Genomic DNA, 15,692 nt, shown 5'->3' on the forward strand with positions numbered 1-15,692 from the left:
TCCTCGCACCGCACTTCGTGCCTTGTCGCGTCAGTTTGCCAGGGCCGAATGAGTGCCGGGTAAGGCTGTGGGAACGGAATGTTCCGCTTCGCTTGTGGACGTCTCAGTCGGTTCGGTCGTTCCGGCCCGGTCGTTCCGTTCCGATCGTTCCGTTCCGATCCGGTCAGTGCCGGGGCGACCTCACGGACTGCGGGAGCGTCGCTATTAGTGATAAGTCGGTCAAATGGGATGATCTCGGCATGATGCGAACCGACGGGTATCTCCTCGACCACCGGCAGGCCGAGACGGGGCAGGGCCCCGACGCCTTCGCCACACTCTTCGACCCCACGACGTTCCGGCACATGGAGGGCTTCGGACTGGGTTCCGGCTGGCGCTGCTGGGAGGTCGGCGCGGGCGGCACATCCGTGGTCTCCTGGCTGGCCAAGAAGGTTGGACCGACCGGCAAGGTCATGGCGACCGACACCGACATCTCCTGGGCCGTCCCCTCGGTCACCCGCCCTCCGGTCGAGGCACTCGTCCACCACGTGGGCGTCGACCGGTCGCCGGGGGACGGCTTCGACCTCGTCCACGCCCGGCTCACCCTGGCCCACGCGCCGGACCGCGAGCGGGCGCTGCTGTCGATGATCAAGGCTCTGCGTCCCGGCGGACGGCTCCTGATCGAGGACGCCGACCCCGCCCTCCAGCCCCTGGCCTGCCTCGAGGAATCCGGCCCCGAGCACCAACTGGCCAACCGGCTCCGCCAGGCCGTCCGCGCACTGCTCGCCGAACGCGGAATCGACCCGGCGCACGGCCGCAGACTCCCGCGCCTGCTGCGCGCGGCGGGACTGCGCGGTGTGGAGGCCGACGCGTACTTCCCCGTCGCCTCACCGGCCTGCGCCGCCCTGGAGTCGACGACGGTCGAGCGGGTCCGCGAAGCGCTCGTCACGGCGAATCTCGCCACGGAGGAGGAGATCGACCGGCATCTGGCCAACGTGGCCGCCGGCGCGATGGACATCGCCGCCCCGCCCCTGATCTCGGCGTGGGGACGGAAGGCGTAGCGGCACGTCCTGCCCTGCCCCGTGGCGGTGCGCGGGCGCCCAGCCGCCCGGTCGACGTCGCGGTGACGCATGGCCGATGCCGGGCGCCCGCACGTTCGACGTCACGACGCCGCACGCCGACGCCCCGGGCCCGCACGACTGACGCCACAGGTCTCAGCCGCCCACGGGTTGCCGGCCTCAGTCGGCCCGGTCACAGGTCTCCACCGGTCCCGGTCATCGACCTCAGCCGGCCGCCGGCGGCCTTCCGCCCACCCTCTCCACCGCCTGCGCCCCCGCCCCGCACCCCTCCGCCGCCGCCTCCTCGGCATCCGCGCCCCCGAGCAGCGCGGCCAGGAACGCCCCCGTGAAGGCGTCGCCCGCGCCGGTGGTGTCGCGGGGCGCGGCGGGAACCGCCGGAATCCGCGCCTCGACGCTGCCCCCGCGGGCGACCAGGGCGCCGTCGGCCCCCTGCTTGGCCACGACCAGGGGAACGAGACGGCTCAACTTGGCCGCCGCGTCCGCCGGATCGGGCAGTCCGGTCAGCAGGTACGCCTCGCCGCGGCTGGGCAGCAGCACATCGACGCCCTCGGCGAGCGCGAGGAAACGGTCCACGCCCAGCTGCGTGAGGAACCCCGCCGACGCCGGGTCGACGCTCACCGGCACTCCCCGCGCGTGTGCCGACTCCAGGGCCACCGAGACCAGCGCGCGACTCGGCTCCGAGAAGAACAGATAGCCCGACAGATGCAGCCGCGCGACCCCGTCGAGCAGGGACGGCGACCAGTCGTCAGGGTCCAGCCGCAGCGAGGCGCCGCTGTCGGTGAGGAACGTGCGTTCGGCCGCGTCGCCCGTGTCCACGAGGCAGATCACCGTCCCGGTAGCCGCCTCCGGATCTACGACCAGGTGGGGTCGCACTCCCGAAGCCCGCAGCTCCCGCTCGTGCCACGCGGCCCCGTCCGTGCCCACGCGCCCGAGCAACCGCACGTCCGCGCAGCCCCGATGGGCCGCCCAGCAGGCCACGTTGGCACCCGCCCCGCCCGGCAGCGACCGGATCGCGGAGGCAGTGTCGGTGCCCGGTGCGAGCGGCCCGCGGTGCCGGGCGACGACATCCGTGACGACGTCCCCCACGACAAGCAGCGCTCCGCTCACGTCACGCCCCGGCCCAGGCCGCCGCGATCCGTGACGCGAGCCGTACGTTGCCGCGTACCGCCGCCAGGTTGGCACTCAGGGAGGCGCCGTCGGTGTGCCGCACCAGATAGCCCAGCAGGAACGGTGTGACCGCCTGCCCCGTGACACCCTCCGCCTCGCAGGCCTGCAGCGCCTCGGCGAGCACGCGTGCGTGCAGCTCGGGATCGAGCTGCTCCTCCTCCGGCACGGGGTTGGCGACGATCAGCGCCGACTCCGGGCCGTCGAGCGCGTCCTGTGCCCGCATGACGTCCGCGACCTCGCCCGGCGACCCGAGCGTCCACTCCACCGGATGACCCGAGTCGGCCAGATAGAAGCCGGGGAAGCGCTCCGTGCCGTACCCGGCGACCGCGACACCCAGCGTCTCCAGGCGCTGCAAGGTCGCCGGGACGTCCAGGATCGACTTCACGCCCGCGCACACCACCGTGATCCGGGTGCGTGCGAGGAGTCCCAGGTCGGCGGATTCGTCCTGGGTCACCGTCCACTCCCGGTGCACGCCCCCGAGCCCGCCCGTCGCGAACACCCGTACGCCCGCCAGGGCCGCCAGTTGGGCGGTCGCCGACACGGTGGTCGCCCCGCTCACCCCCGAGGCCACCGCCAGTGCCAGATCCCGGTGCCCGAGCTTGCGGATACCGTCCTCGTTCGCGACCCGCTCCACCTGCTTCTTGTCGAGGCCGATGTGAGGCCGCCCGTCGAGCACGGCGATCGTCGCGGGTACGGCGCCCTCCTGCCGTACGACCTCCTCCAGCTCCAGCGCCACCTGCAGATTGCGCGGGCGGGGCAGCCCGTGCGCGATGATCGTGGACTCCAGCGCCACCACGGGCCGACGCGCGTCGACCGCTTCCCGCACCTCTTCGGACACCACCAGCACGCGCTTGCCTCCTGTCTGTCGTTCTTCCCTCATCCCTGGCGGACGGCGCGCCCGGTCAAACCCTTGCGCGCTGTGGTGCAGGACACCAGCCTGAGGAGCATGAAGGACAACACGACACGTCTCGACCATGTCGTTCTCTGGGTCCAGGAGCCGATCGCCGCGGCCGACTTCTACGAGAAGGCCGTCGGCCTGGAGCCCGTGAGGGTCAGCGAATACGCGGCGGGACAGGCTCCCTTCCCCTCCGTGCGCCTCAACGACGAAACCATCCTCGATCTCATGCCACTCGCCGTGGCCGAGACCATGAAAATGCTGCCCGGCGCCGCCGCCAGCGCGGGCCACCCGGTCAACCACGTCTGCCTCGCCCTGCCCGGCGAGGCCTTCGACGAACTGCGCACCCGTCTCGAGGAACGGGAGGTCCTCGTCTCGGACTTCTCGTACGACTCCTTCGGCGCACGTGGGACGGCCCGGCGCAGCTTCTACTTCCGGGACCCGGACGGCAACGTGTTCGAGGCACGCCACTACGAGTAGCGCGGGGACGTAGCCGTAGGGTGTACGCACGCGCGTGCCTTCAGAACGACCCCGTGCCGGCACTTGCTGCCGACGTTCTCGGAGACACCCCCCGCCGTCCTGGAGTTCGAACGTCGGGTGGTCGGTGGTCCTGACCCCCACCGCACCCGGATCGAGTTACGCCACTGCCATGTTGCCGCTCATGCGTGATCGCCGTTCCTCCGGCTCCGACACCGGATGCCGGAGGCTGTGCGCACGGCGGAGTCTGCTCCCGCGAGCGGTTTCCGGCCAGCCTCCGCATGGCGGAACGACAACGGATGACCGATTCGCGCCACCGCGCTCGCCTTCGTCGCCTCACGTCCACAGGCCACTTCATGGGCGCACAAAGTCCACCCATGGCCGCCTCAGAACAGAGGCTCCTGGAAGCAGGGTTTCCTCGAGGCAGGGCCCTCGGAACAGGCCACCTCGGAACAGGCCATCTCAGAACAAGGGCTCCGGAAGCACCCCTTCCAGTGCCAGCAGTTTCCGCTTCGTCTCCAGCCCGCCGCCGAACCCCCCGATGCCGCCGTCGCTCTCGACCACCCGGTGGCACGGCACCACCACAGGAAGCGGATTCGCCCCCATCGCGACTCCGACCGCCTGGGCCGCGCCCGGCTGCCCCACGCGCCGCGCGAGGTCGCCGTAGCCCACGACCGAGCCGTAGGAGACGCCGGACGCCAGCTCGCGCAGCACCTGGCGGTTGAACCCGGAGATCAGCGACCAGTCCAGCGGCAGCTCGAAGTCGCGCCGCTCGCCCGCGAAGTACGCCTCGACCTGACGTATCGCCTCGGCCAGCTGCGGCGCGTCGGGGGCCTCCACGGGGGTGGTACCGAGGCGGGAGGCGAGCCGGTCGCGTGTCTTCTCGCGCACCGCGTCCGTGGCATGGAACACGACGTTCACCAGGCCGTCGTCCGTCGCGGCCAGCAGCAGCGGACCGATGTCCGTGCCGACGACGGCCCACACGACCTGCTGCTCGTCCTGCGCATGGCTGTTCATGGGACCACCGTACGGGCCCCCACTGACAACGACCGTGGCGTGCGCTCCGCCCCGGAACGCACGCCACCGGGACTTCGGACCGCCTCGTCAGCCCTGAGTGGCCTCTCTGACCACGTCCGGCTTGTTGGTGATGATGCCGTCCACGCCGTAGCCCGCCACCCGGCGGGCGTTGACCGCGTCGTTCACGGTCCAGGTGAGGATCTCCAGCGGCTTCCCGTGCGGACCTTCCAGCGCGTGGATCGTGGCGACGTAGGACTCGGAGGTGGTCGTGTACGAGGAGTTGATCTGGTCGCTGAACGTCGCGTACTCGGGCAGGTCGGCGATGTCCGGGGTGCCGAGCAAGCCGGTCTTCACGGCCGGGCGCAGTTCATGGACCAACCGTACGGTGTCGGCGCTGAAGCTCTGGATCACCAGCTTTTCGAGGTGCGCCGGGCCGAGCCAGCCCTCGTTGCTGAGGACCTTCAGGGTCTGCTTCTCGATGCCCGGGTAGAGCTGGGGGTTCTTGATCTCCAGGACGAGCTTCTGGTGGTTGCGTGACACGCGCCTCATGTACTGCTCCAGCGTCGGCACGCGCGCGCCCGCGTAGCCGCTGCTGAACCAACTGCCTGCGTCCAGGCGCGCGATCTCCGCGGCGCTGAAGTCCGCCACGTTCCAGGGCGCGCGCTCCGGATAGAGCTCCTCGACGTTGGTCGTCCGCGTCAGCGTCGCGTCATGGAGGACGACGAGCCTGCCGTCCTTGGTGCGCTGGACGTCGTTCTCGACCCAGTCGAAGCCCATCTCGTCGGCCTTGTCGACGGCGGCCAGGGTGTTCTCGGGCGCGTAGGCGGAAGCTCCGCGGTGCGCGACGACCAGCGGATTGTCGGCGTAGGCGGCCGCATGGGCGGCGGAAGTGGGGAGCAGGAGCACGGCGGCCCCCATGAACGCTGTGGTCGCGGCGGCAACTGCGCGCACGTGCATGCGTACTCCTCGCGTCATCGATCACGGTCAGCTCAAGAGTGACAGCAGAGGGTCAACGGCAGGAGGGTGCAGGATGGCCACGAATTGAATGGAGTTGCCCAAGTCCGCTCACGGGCACCGCACAAGTGGGGCAAGGCCGTGTTTCTTTGCCGGAAAATCGTTCGACCATTCCGGTGGGGGTCATACTCTCTGCGACAACCCTGACCGTTGTGGCGGTCCTGGGGCTGGGGGCATTGCAGGGAATCCAGTGACGCGACAGGGCGGGAAAGGCAGCCGCGAATGCAGGGCACGGTCGACGGCTTCAGCTACGGACTCGTCACACCGGTGGTGGCCTATCTCATGGCCTGCCTCGGTGGTGCGCTCGGCCTGCGCTGCACCACCAGATCGATGCTCGTCGACGGCCGCTGGCGGATCGGCTGGCTCGCGCTGGGCTCGGCGGCCATCGGCTCCGGCATCTGGACCATGCACTTCGTCGCGATGATGGGGTTCGAGGTCCTGCAGACCCCGATCTCCTACGACCCGCTGACCACGTTCGCGAGTCTCGCCGTCGCGATCGTCATGGTCGGCATCGGGATCTTCATGGTCGGCTCCAAGGGGGCGACCGGGGCCGCGCTCTTCACCGGCGGCACCATCACCGGCCTCGGCATAGCCTCCATGCACTACCTCGGCATGGCCGGAATGCGCCTCAACGGCACGCTCGGGTACAACACCCTCACCGTGGCCGCCTCGGTCGTCATCGCGGTGGTGGCCGCGATCGCCGCCCTGTGGGCCGCCGGACAGGTCCGCGGCTTCCTGTGGAGCGTCGGCGCCAGCCTCGTCATGGGGATCGCCGTCAGCGGCATGCACTACACGGGCATGGCCGCCCTCAGTGTTCATCTGCACAGCGCCGCCGACCCCGCCCCGGCCGACGGCTCCTCGTCCGCCGCCCTGCTCGCCCCGCTGATGATCGGACCGCTGGTCTTCCTGCTCCTCGCGGGCGTCGTCGTGATGTTCGACCCCTTCATGATCATGGGCAGGTTCCACGGGAACCCGGTCGAGCGGCGGCCCGGCATCCCGGCCCAGCCCAGCGCGCACACCTGTCGACACCAGGATTCCCGCACCGACCAGGAACACCGCGAGCGCAGTTCCCGCACCCCGCAGAACCGCTGATCGGAGCCCGTTGTCAGTGCGGGGTCGTACGGTGGATTCCATGCGGCCCGTTTCCAAGATCGAACGCACGGTGGCGCCCCTCGAGGTCGTCAGCCCCTACCAGCCGAGCGGCGACCAGCCCACGGCCATCGCCGAGCTCGCCCAGCGCATCGGAGCAGGTGAGAAGGATGTCGTCCTGCTCGGCGCGACCGGCACCGGCAAGTCCGCCACCACCGCGTGGATGATCGAGAAGCTCCAGCGCCCCACCCTGGTGATGGCGCCGAACAAGACGCTGGCCGCCCAGCTGGCCAACGAGTTCCGCGAGCTGCTGCCGAACAACGCGGTCGAATACTTCGTCTCGTACTACGACTACTACCAGCCAGAGGCCTACGTCCCGCAGTCGGACACCTACATCGAGAAGGACTCCTCGATCAACGAGGAGGTAGAACGCCTGCGCCACTCCGCGACCAACTCGCTGCTCACCCGCCGCGACGTCGTCGTGGTCGCCTCGGTCTCCTGCATCTACGGCCTCGGTACACCACAGGAGTACGTGGACCGCATGGTCCCCCTCAGGGTCGGCGAAGAGTTCGACCGGGACGAACTGCTGCGTCGCTTCGTGGACATCCAGTACACGCGCAACGACCTGGCGTTCACCCGCGGCACCTTCCGCGTCCGCGGCGACACCATCGAGATCTTCCCGGTCTACGAGGAGCTCGCCGTCCGCATCGAGATGTTCGGCGACGAGATCGAGGCCCTCTCCACCCTCCACCCCCTCACCGGCGAGATCATCAGCGACGACCAGCAGCTGTACGTCTTCCCGGCCTCCCACTACGTCGCCGGCCCCGAGCGCCTGGAGCGCGCCGCCAACGACATCGAGAAGGAGCTGGGGGAGCGCCTGTCGGAGCTGGAGAAGCAGGGCAAACCCCTGGAGGCCCAGCGGCTGCGCATGCGCACCACGTACGACCTGGAGATGCTCCGCCAGATCGGCTCCTGCTCCGGTGTGGAGAACTACTCGATGCACTTCGACGGCCGAGACCCCGGCTCCCCGCCGAACACGCTGCTGGACTACTTCCCGGACGACTTCCTCCTCGTCATCGACGAGTCCCACGTCACCGTGCCCCAGATCGGCGCGATGTACGAGGGCGACGCCTCCCGCAAGCGGACCCTCGTCGACCACGGCTTCCGGCTGCCCTCCGCCCTGGACAACCGCCCCCTGAAGTGGGAGGAGTTCCAGGAGCGCGTCGGACAGACGGTCTACCTCTCGGCGACCCCCGGGCAGTACGAGCTGTCCCGCTCCGACGGCCACGTCGAGCAGATCATCCGCCCCACCGGCCTGGTCGACCCCGAGGTCGTCGTCAAGCCCACCGAGGGCCAGATCGACGACCTGGTGCACGAGATCCGCAAGCGCACCGAGAAGGACGAGCGCGTCCTCGTCACCACCCTCACCAAGAAGATGGCCGAGGACCTCACCGACTACTTCCTGGAGCTCGGCATCCAGGTCCGCTACCTCCACAGCGACGTCGACACCCTGCGCCGCGTCGAGCTGCTGCGTGAGCTGCGCGCCGGTGAGTACGACGTCCTGGTCGGCATCAACCTCCTCAGGGAGGGCCTCGATCTCCCCGAGGTCTCCCTGGTGGCGATCCTCGACGCCGACAAGGAGGGCTTCCTGCGCTCCGGCACCTCGCTGATCCAGACCATCGGCCGCGCGGCGCGCAACGTGTCGGGCCAGGTCCACATGTACGCCGACAAGATCACCCCCGCGATGGCGAAGGCCATCGACGAGACCAACAGGCGCCGGGAGAAGCAGGTCGCGTACAACAAGGCGAAGGGCATCGACCCCCAGCCGCTCCGCAAGAAGATCAACGACATCGTCGCGCGGATCGCCCGCGAGGACGTCGACACCGAGCAACTGCTCGGCACGGGCTACCGCCAGGGGAAGGACGGCAAGGGCGCAAAGGCCCCCGTGCCCTCCCTCGGCGGCAGGACGGCCAAGTCCGCCAAGGGCAAGGCCAAGGAGACCGTCCCGACCGACCGCCCCGCGGCCGACCTCGCCCAGCAGATCGAGGAGATGACGGAGCGCATGCGCGCGGCCGCCGCCGATCTGCAGTTCGAGATCGCCGCCCGGCTGCGCGACGAGGTCTCCGAGATGAAGAAAGAGCTGCGGCAGATGAGGGAGGCGGGCCTGGCCTGACGGTCCCGGAGGCACCGGGGGAGGGGGCGCACCCCGGCGCGGGCGCGCTGTGTTGCAAGACCGACACAAAGTGCGACACAGGCTGCGGCAATGTCAGTGCCGCTGCGTAAGGTGCTGCACATCCGCGGACTCCGCGGAAACAGGGGACAGTTCGAGAGGGGAATCAGCGCGTGACCGTCAACATGACCAAGGGTCAGGCCATCAGTCTGCAGAAGAACGACGGAGGCAGCCTGACCGCGGTACGCATGGGTCTCGGCTGGCAGGCTGCCCCCCGGCGCGGCCTGTTCGGCTCCCGCACCCGTGAGATCGACCTCGACGCCTCCGCCGTGCTGTTCGCGGACAAGCAGCCTGTCGACGTCGTCTTCTTCCGCCACCTGGTGAGCGACGACGGCTCCGTCCGCCACACCGGCGACAACCTGGTCGGCGGCGTGGGTCAGGGCGGCGACGACGAGGCGATCCTCGTCGACCTGGCCCGGATCCCGGTCCACATCGACCAGATCGTCTTCACCGTGAACTCCTTCACGGGCCAGACCTTCCAGGAAGTGCAGAACGCGTTCTGCCGACTGGTCGACGAGACCAACGGCCAAGAGCTCGCGCGCTACACCCTCGCGGGCGGCGGCCAGTACACGGCACAGATCATGGCCAAGGTGCACCGCGCGGGCACGGGTTGGCAGATGACCGCCATCGGCTCGCCCGCCAACGGCCGCACCTTCCAGGACCTGATGCCGACGATCCTGCCGGTCCTGTAGGCAAGCACGACGCACCACGCAGCAAGCGACACAGGGGGACGAAGTCGATGACGGCCGAGCTGGTCCGGGGGCAGAACCATCCGCTGCCCGAGGCCCGACTGGAGATCCGCGTCTCGGCCGGCACGCCGATCGTGGCCGGGGCCACCCTCGGTGACGAGCACGGCCGGGTGCACGGCGTGGAGTGGGTCGCCCACCCGGGCGCGCCCACCCTGCCGGGCATCGAGGTCCCCAAACAGGCGGCGGCCGACCACCGCCTCGCCGTGGACCTCGACGCCCTGACGCCGTCCGTGCACAGGGTGACCGTGCTGCTGGCCCTGCCGTTCGGGAACGGCGGCCCGGTACGGTTCGGCGCCGTCGCCGCCCCCTTCGTCGCGGTCACCGGCCTCGACGGCGCCGAGGTCGCCAGCTACACCATCACCGATCTCGAGGCGGAGTCCGCCGTCATCGCCCTCGAGCTGTACCGCAGGCAGGGCGCCTGGAAGGTCCGCGCGGTCGGCCAGGGGTACGCGGGCGGCCTCGCGGAACTGCTCACCGACCAGGGCCTGCCGCAGGCACAGCAGCTCGCCGGCAGCATCCACGAGGCCGTGGCCCACGGCCTCGCCCGCTCCGTGGCCGCGCCTCCGCCCCGTCTCCCGGACGCGGACCGCCCCCGCCAGACGGCCACCCCCGCGCCGGGCCAGGACCAGACGCATGGCGGCACGACACCCCAGGGCCTGCCCGGGAACACCTCGCCGCAACAGGGACACCAGCCCACCTCCCCGTACGGCACCACACCCCCGTACGGCGCTCCGCACGACGACACACTGCCCGGCCACGCGTCGGCGCAGCATGGTGTCCCCGCCCCGACTGACCCGTCCGCCGGTGCCCAGCCCGCCGCGTCCACCGCCGGCGGCCCCGTCAACTACAGCCACCCCGGCCGCCAGACCACCGCGCCGCCACCGCCCCCGCCGACCGCGCCCCCGGCCCAGCCGGGGCAGCCCGCGCAGCCCGTCGCCGGAGACGCGACCGGCTGGTCCATGGAGGAGCGGCTCTACAACCAGGTGTGGGGCATGTTCGAGGACCTCGCCCGGACCACTGCCGCGTACCGCAGCGCCGTCGACTTCGCCGAGTCGCGCATGGAACAGGAGCTGGACAAGGCCCTGTCCGACCCGCGCAGCCGCATCGGCGGTCAGGGCGACGCCGCGCGCGAGGCCGCCCGCGCCAAGCACGCCCAGCTCGTCGACCAGGCCAGGGCCGCCCTTGACCGCGACCTCGCCCAGCTCGGGGCCGAGGCCGATGTCGTCGAGCCCGCGTTGCCCCCGGCGTACGCGAGCTGGGACAACCCGGTCTGGCACGGTTACCGGGTGCCGATGGAGATCCCGATGGCCCTGCGCCTGGGCGACCTCCATCTGCCGGAGAGCGAGGACGTGCGTATCCCGATGCTGGTCCGGCTGCCGCTGGAGCGGGGCCTGTGGATCGACAGCGGACGCTCCGGCTCCCGCGACCCGCTCGCCGACTCCGACGAGCTGCGTCGCCTCGCACTGGACACGGCGGTGGCGCTCGCCGCACGCCTGCTCGCGGTCTACCCGCCCGGTGAGTTCACCGTGCACGTCGTCGACGCGGCCGGGGCCGGCTCGTCCGCGCTGGCGCCGCTGGTGCGGGCCGGTGTGCTCGCCGGGCCGCCCGCCGCCGGAGCCGTAGGCGTCTCAGACGTCCTGGGGCGGCTCACCCAGCGCGTCGACCTCGTGCAGATGGCGGTACGCGGCGGCGCGGCCGACGCACTGCCCCCTGGCTTCGACACGGCCGAGCAATTGCTGATCGTCAACGATTTCCCGCACGGCTTCGACGACCGCGCCGTCACCCAGCTCCGCTATCTCGCGGACGAGGGCCCGGCCGTCGGCGTCCACCTGATGATGGTCGCCGACCGGCAGGAAGCCGCCGCCTACGGGCCGTTGCTCGACCCGCTGTGGCGTTCGCTGATGCGACTCACGCCCACTCCCGACGATCACCTCGCCGACCCCTGGGTCGGGCACGCGTGGACGTACGAGCCGTCGAGCCTTCCGCCTGGCAGCCGGGTCATGCACGACGTGCTCGCCCGGGTCGCGGAGGCCCGCCGCTCCTGGAACCGGTAAGGACCCACTCCGTACCAAGTCCTCGTAAAGCCGTTTGACCTGCGGTTTTGATACTTTCTTTGCCTGGCCCTTTACCTATTCTTGGTGATTGGGTACTCTTTTCGTGCGGAGGGGAGTACTCCCTACATGCTGCGGCGTACCCGTCAATACGGATCAGTCCGATCCCGGGGCGTCGGCCCGGCGGCACCAGGCGTTGTGGAACGCCCTGGAGGACCGGGTGGAAGAGACCTCCGGTAGCGACGACGCTGAAATTTGCCGTTACGTACTGCCGGAGGCGCAGTGGATGTTTCCACGACCCTATGGGTCTTGACAGTTGTGGGCCTTGCCGCCCTCATCGCGGTCGACTTCTTCATCGGTCGCAAACCTCATGACGTGTCCATGAAGGAAGCCGGAATCTGGACGGTCGTCTGGATCGTCCTGGCCGCCCTCTTCGGACTCGGGCTGCTGGTCTTCGCCGGCGGTCAGCCGGCAGGAGAGTTCTTCGCGGGCTTCATCACCGAGAAGTCCCTGAGCGTCGACAACCTCTTCGTCTTCGTCCTGATCATGGCGAAGTTCTCGGTGCCCTCGCAGTACCAGCAGCGGGTGCTGCTGGTCGGCGTGCTGATAGCCCTGGTGCTCCGCGCGATATTCATCGCCGCGGGCGCGGCGATCCTCGCCAGCTTCGCCTGGGTTTTCTACATCTTCGGCGCGTTCCTGATCTACACCGCCTGGAAGCTGATCCAGGAGGCCAGGGCCGACGAGCCGGAGGAGGAGTACGAGGAGAACAAGCTCCTCAAGGCCGTCGAGAAGCGCTTCGGTGTCGCCGACCGCTACCACGGCACCAAGCTGTGGATCGAGCAGAACGGCAAGCGCGTCATGACGCCGATGCTGGTCGTGATGCTCGCCATCGGCACCACGGACGTCCTGTTCGCACTGGACTCCATCCCGGCGATCTTCGGCCTGACCCAGGACCCGTACATCGTGTTCACGGCCAACGCGTTCGCGCTCATGGGCCTGCGACAGCTGTACTTCCTCATCGGTGGCCTACTGAGGAAGCTGGTCCACCTGTCCTACGGTCTGTCGGTCATCCTCGGCTTCATCGGTGTGAAGCTGGTTCTGCACGCATTGCACGAATCCGGGGTACACGTGCCTGAGATCTCCATCCCGGTGTCGCTCGGCGTGATCTGCGCGGTCCTGATCGTCACCACGATCACCAGCCTGATCGCGTCCAAGAAGCAGGCGCAGGCCGAGGCCGAGCAGGCGAAGAACGACGGTGCGGAGAAGGACAGCATCGAGGCCTGACGGAGGCCGACCCGCACAGCAATCACGGATGGGGCCCCGCACGACGGAGACGCGGTTTCACGGCGTCGACCGGAGTGCGGGGCCCTTTCACGTCTGAAAGGATCACCGCATGCTCGCTCGGCTCCGGTCGCTCACGACGCGATGGACCGATGTCGTCCCGGTGGCTGCGGTCGTCCTGCTCGCGCTCACCTGGGGACGTGATCTGCCCGCGGCGGCCGTCGCCCTGGTGACGCTGGTGCTCGCGGGAGCCGTACTGGCCGCCGTCCACCACGCCGAGGTCGTCGCACACCGGGTCGGCGAACCGTTCGGCTCCCTCGTCCTCGCCGTCGCTGTCACGATCATCGAGGTCGCCCTGATCGTCACCTTGATGCTCGACGGCGGCGACAAGAGTTCGACCCTCGCCCGCGACACCGTCTTCGCCGCCGTGATGATCACCTGCAACGGCATCGTCGGGATCTGCCTGCTCGTCGCCTCACTGCGTCACGGACTCGCGGTGTTCAACCCCGAGGGCACCGGCGCCGCCCTCGCCACGGTCGCGACGCTCGCCACGCTCAGTCTGGTGCTCCCCACCTTCACCACCAGCAAGCCGGGCCCGGAGTTCTCCACGGCCCAGCTCACCTTCGCCGCACTGTCCTCCCTGGCCTTGTACGGCCTGTTCGTGGCGACCCAGACCGTGCGCCACCGGGACTACTTCCTGCCGATCACCCGGCTGGGCGAGGTGATCACCGAGGCCGACCATGCCGAGGCACCGTCGGCCCGCACGGCCCGGACAAGCCTCGGACTGCTCGGCCTGGCGCTCGTCGGCGTGGTCGGCCTCGCCAAGGGTGTCTCGCCCACCATCGAGTCCGGCGTCGAGGCGGCCGGACTGCCGCCCGCCGTCGTCGGTGTGATCATCGCGCTGCTCGTGCTGCTGCCCGAGACCATCGCCGCCCTGCGCGCGGCCCGCCGCGACCGCGTCCAGACCAGCCTCAACCTCGCCCTCGGCTCCGCCATGGCCAGCATCGGCCTGACCATCCCGGCCGTCGCCCTGGCCTCCGTCTGGCTCTCCGGGCCGCTCGTCCTCGGCCTCGGCGCCACCCATATGGTGTTGCTCGCCCTGACCGTCGTGGTGGCCTCGCTGACCGTGGTCCCGGGCCGCGCCACGCCACTGCAGGGCGGGGTCCATCTGGTGCTGTTCGCGGCGTATCTGGAGCTGGCGGTGAACCCGTAGCAGCGGTGCCGGTGAACCCGTGGCGCCGGCGTCGGTGAATACGTAACGCCAATGTTCACCCTGCGGCGGGCTCCGCCTCCGCCGTCGTCGCCAGGGGCACCGGCCGGGTCTCCGGCAGCAGCGCGAAGCAGCCCAGGCTCAGCAGGGCGATCCCGGTCAGATACGCGCCCACGCCCCAGGGCACCCGTCCGCCCTGGGCCACGGCGGTGGCCACGATCGGTGTCAGGGCGCCGCCCACCACCCCGCCGAGGTTGTAGCCGACGGCGGCCCCCGTGCAGCGCACCCGGGGCTCGTACAGCTCCGGCAGGTACGCGGCGATGCCGGCGAACATCGTGACGAACGCGAGCATCGCCACCAGGAAGCCGAAGAAGATCAGCAGGGGTTCGCCGGTCGACAGCAACGCGACCATGGGGAACATCCACAGCACGGTGACGGCACAACCGATCAGGCACATCGGTCGCCGGCCGTACCGGTCGCCGAGCACCGCCGCCAACGGTGTCAGGGCGCCCTTCACCACCACGGCGCCCATGATGCAGGTCAGCATGACGGTACGGCTGACTCCGAGCCGCTCGGTCCCGTACGCGAGGGACCAGGTCGTCACGGAGTAGAACACCGCGTACCCGATCGCGAGCCCCCCGGCCGTCAGCAGGACGAGCCGCCAGTGGCCGCGCACGACCTCGGCGAACGGCACGCGCGCGGGCTCGTCGATCTGCAGGAACTGCGGGCTCTCCGTGAGCGACGACCGCAGCCACAACCCCGCGACGGCGAGCACGCCCGCCGCCCAGAACGGCACCCGCCACCCCCAGGCGGCGAACTGGGTCTCCGTCAGGCTCGCCGACAGCGCCAGCATCACCCCGTTGGCCAGCAGGAACCCCACCGCGGGCCCGACCTGGGGGAAGCTCGACCACAGCCCGCGCCGATCGGCCGGTGCGTGCTCCGCCGTCAGCAGCACCGCACCGCCCCACTCCCCGCCGAGCCCGAGCCCCTGCAGGAAACGCAGCACGAGCAGGAGGAGGGGGGCGGTCACACCGATCGAGTCGAACGTGGGGACGCAGCCGACGGCCACGGTCGCGCCCCCGGTCAGCAGCAGCGAGGCGACGAGGACCGGCCGCCGCCCGTGCCGGTCTCCGATGTGCCCGAACAGCACCGAGCCGAGCGGCCGCGCCACGAACCCGACCCCGAAGGTCGCGAAGGCCGCGAGGGTCCCGGCCAGGGGTGAGAACGTCGGGAAGAACAGCGGCCCCAGGACGAGGGCCGCCGCCGTCCCGTAGACGAAGAAGTCGTAGAACTCGATGGCCGTCCCGGCGAGCGAGGCGGACGCGATTCGCAACATGGAAGGCGGTTTCACGGTGCGTGCAGGTTCCATGCCGCGTCAACTACCCACGGTGACGGGCGGTTACGGGGGGCGTGCGGAGGCCCGTTCGAGGTCAATGTGCCTCAGGAGGCGTCAACGG

13 protein-coding genes are annotated in these 15,692 nt (G+C 70.2%); 8 read left to right on the forward strand and 5 right to left on the reverse strand.

Translation table 11 applies throughout. The features are described 5' to 3' along the window. Positions 1–239: 239 nt before the first annotated feature. Positions 240–1,037 (forward strand): methyltransferase domain-containing protein, encoded by a 798-nt coding sequence (locus ACFU53_RS12605; protein ID WP_383989881.1) that lies wholly within the window; start codon positions 240–242, stop codon positions 1,035–1,037. 222 nt (positions 1,038–1,259) lie between these two features. On the opposite strand, the gene ACFU53_RS12610 is transcribed toward ACFU53_RS12605, so the two are convergent. Then, positions 1,260–2,162 carry a carbohydrate kinase family protein gene (locus ACFU53_RS12610; RefSeq protein ID WP_383989884.1) on the reverse strand — a complete coding sequence of 301 codons (903 nt, stop codon included), beginning with the start codon at positions 2,160–2,162 and terminating at the stop codon, positions 1,260–1,262. 1 nt (position 2,163) lies between these two features. Beyond that, a complete protein-coding gene (locus ACFU53_RS12615; protein ID WP_383989887.1) occupies positions 2,164–3,069 on the reverse strand; it encodes a pseudouridine-5'-phosphate glycosidase in 906 nt (301 codons plus the stop codon). 99 nt (positions 3,070–3,168) lie between these two features. Here ACFU53_RS12615 and ACFU53_RS12620 point away from each other — a divergent pair, with 99 nt between their 5' ends. Then, on the forward strand, positions 3,169–3,597 hold the full coding sequence (locus ACFU53_RS12620; RefSeq protein ID WP_383989890.1) for a VOC family protein: 429 nt from the start codon (positions 3,169–3,171) through the stop codon (positions 3,595–3,597). Between the two features lie 459 nt (positions 3,598–4,056). Here the strand turns inward: ACFU53_RS12620 and ACFU53_RS12625 are convergent, their stop codons facing one another. Next, positions 4,057–4,611 (reverse strand): methylated-DNA--[protein]-cysteine S-methyltransferase, encoded by a 555-nt coding sequence (locus tag ACFU53_RS12625; protein ID WP_383989893.1) that lies wholly within the window; start codon positions 4,609–4,611, stop codon positions 4,057–4,059. 87 nt (positions 4,612–4,698) lie between these two features. Next, the gene (locus tag ACFU53_RS12630) at positions 4,699–5,568 is read right to left on the reverse strand and encodes a glycerophosphodiester phosphodiesterase (protein WP_383989896.1); all 870 of its coding nucleotides are present in this window, start codon (positions 5,566–5,568) and stop codon (positions 4,699–4,701) included. Between the two features lie 279 nt (positions 5,569–5,847). Here ACFU53_RS12630 and ACFU53_RS12635 point away from each other — a divergent pair, with 279 nt between their 5' ends. The 6 genes from ACFU53_RS12635 (at position 5,848) to ACFU53_RS12660 (ending at position 14,238) form a co-directional block, all read left to right on the forward strand. After that, positions 5,848–6,717, forward strand: a complete 870-nt coding sequence (locus ACFU53_RS12635; RefSeq protein ID WP_383989899.1) for an MHYT domain-containing protein — start codon at positions 5,848–5,850, stop codon at positions 6,715–6,717. A gap of 40 nt (positions 6,718–6,757) precedes the next feature. Next, entirely contained in the window at positions 6,758–8,887 is a 2,130-nt protein-coding gene (uvrB, locus tag ACFU53_RS12640) for an excinuclease ABC subunit UvrB (RefSeq protein WP_383989902.1), read from the forward strand. A gap of 170 nt (positions 8,888–9,057) precedes the next feature. After that, on the forward strand, positions 9,058–9,636 hold the full coding sequence (locus tag ACFU53_RS12645; protein WP_383989905.1) for a TerD family protein: 579 nt from the start codon (positions 9,058–9,060) through the stop codon (positions 9,634–9,636). 47 nt (positions 9,637–9,683) lie between these two features. Then, positions 9,684–11,747, forward strand: a complete 2,064-nt coding sequence (locus ACFU53_RS12650) for a TerD family protein (RefSeq protein WP_383989908.1) — start codon at positions 9,684–9,686, stop codon at positions 11,745–11,747. A 279-nt stretch (positions 11,748–12,026) separates the two neighbouring features. Then, a complete protein-coding gene (locus ACFU53_RS12655) occupies positions 12,027–13,028 on the forward strand; it encodes a TerC family protein (RefSeq protein WP_383989911.1) in 1,002 nt (333 codons plus the stop codon). A 109-nt stretch (positions 13,029–13,137) separates the two neighbouring features. Further along, positions 13,138–14,238 carry a calcium:proton antiporter gene (locus ACFU53_RS12660; protein WP_383989913.1) on the forward strand — a complete coding sequence of 367 codons (1,101 nt, stop codon included), beginning with the start codon at positions 13,138–13,140 and terminating at the stop codon, positions 14,236–14,238. 55 nt (positions 14,239–14,293) lie between these two features. Here the strand turns inward: ACFU53_RS12660 and ACFU53_RS12665 are convergent, their stop codons facing one another. Beyond that, positions 14,294–15,571, reverse strand: coding sequence for an MFS transporter (locus tag ACFU53_RS12665; RefSeq protein ID WP_383989917.1), 1,278 nt, complete (start codon positions 15,569–15,571; stop codon positions 14,294–14,296). Positions 15,572–15,692: the final 121 nt, after the last annotated feature.

The organism is Streptomyces sp. NPDC057474 (assembly GCF_042802555.1).
GTDB lineage: Bacteria > Actinomycetota > Actinomycetes > Streptomycetales > Streptomycetaceae > Streptomyces.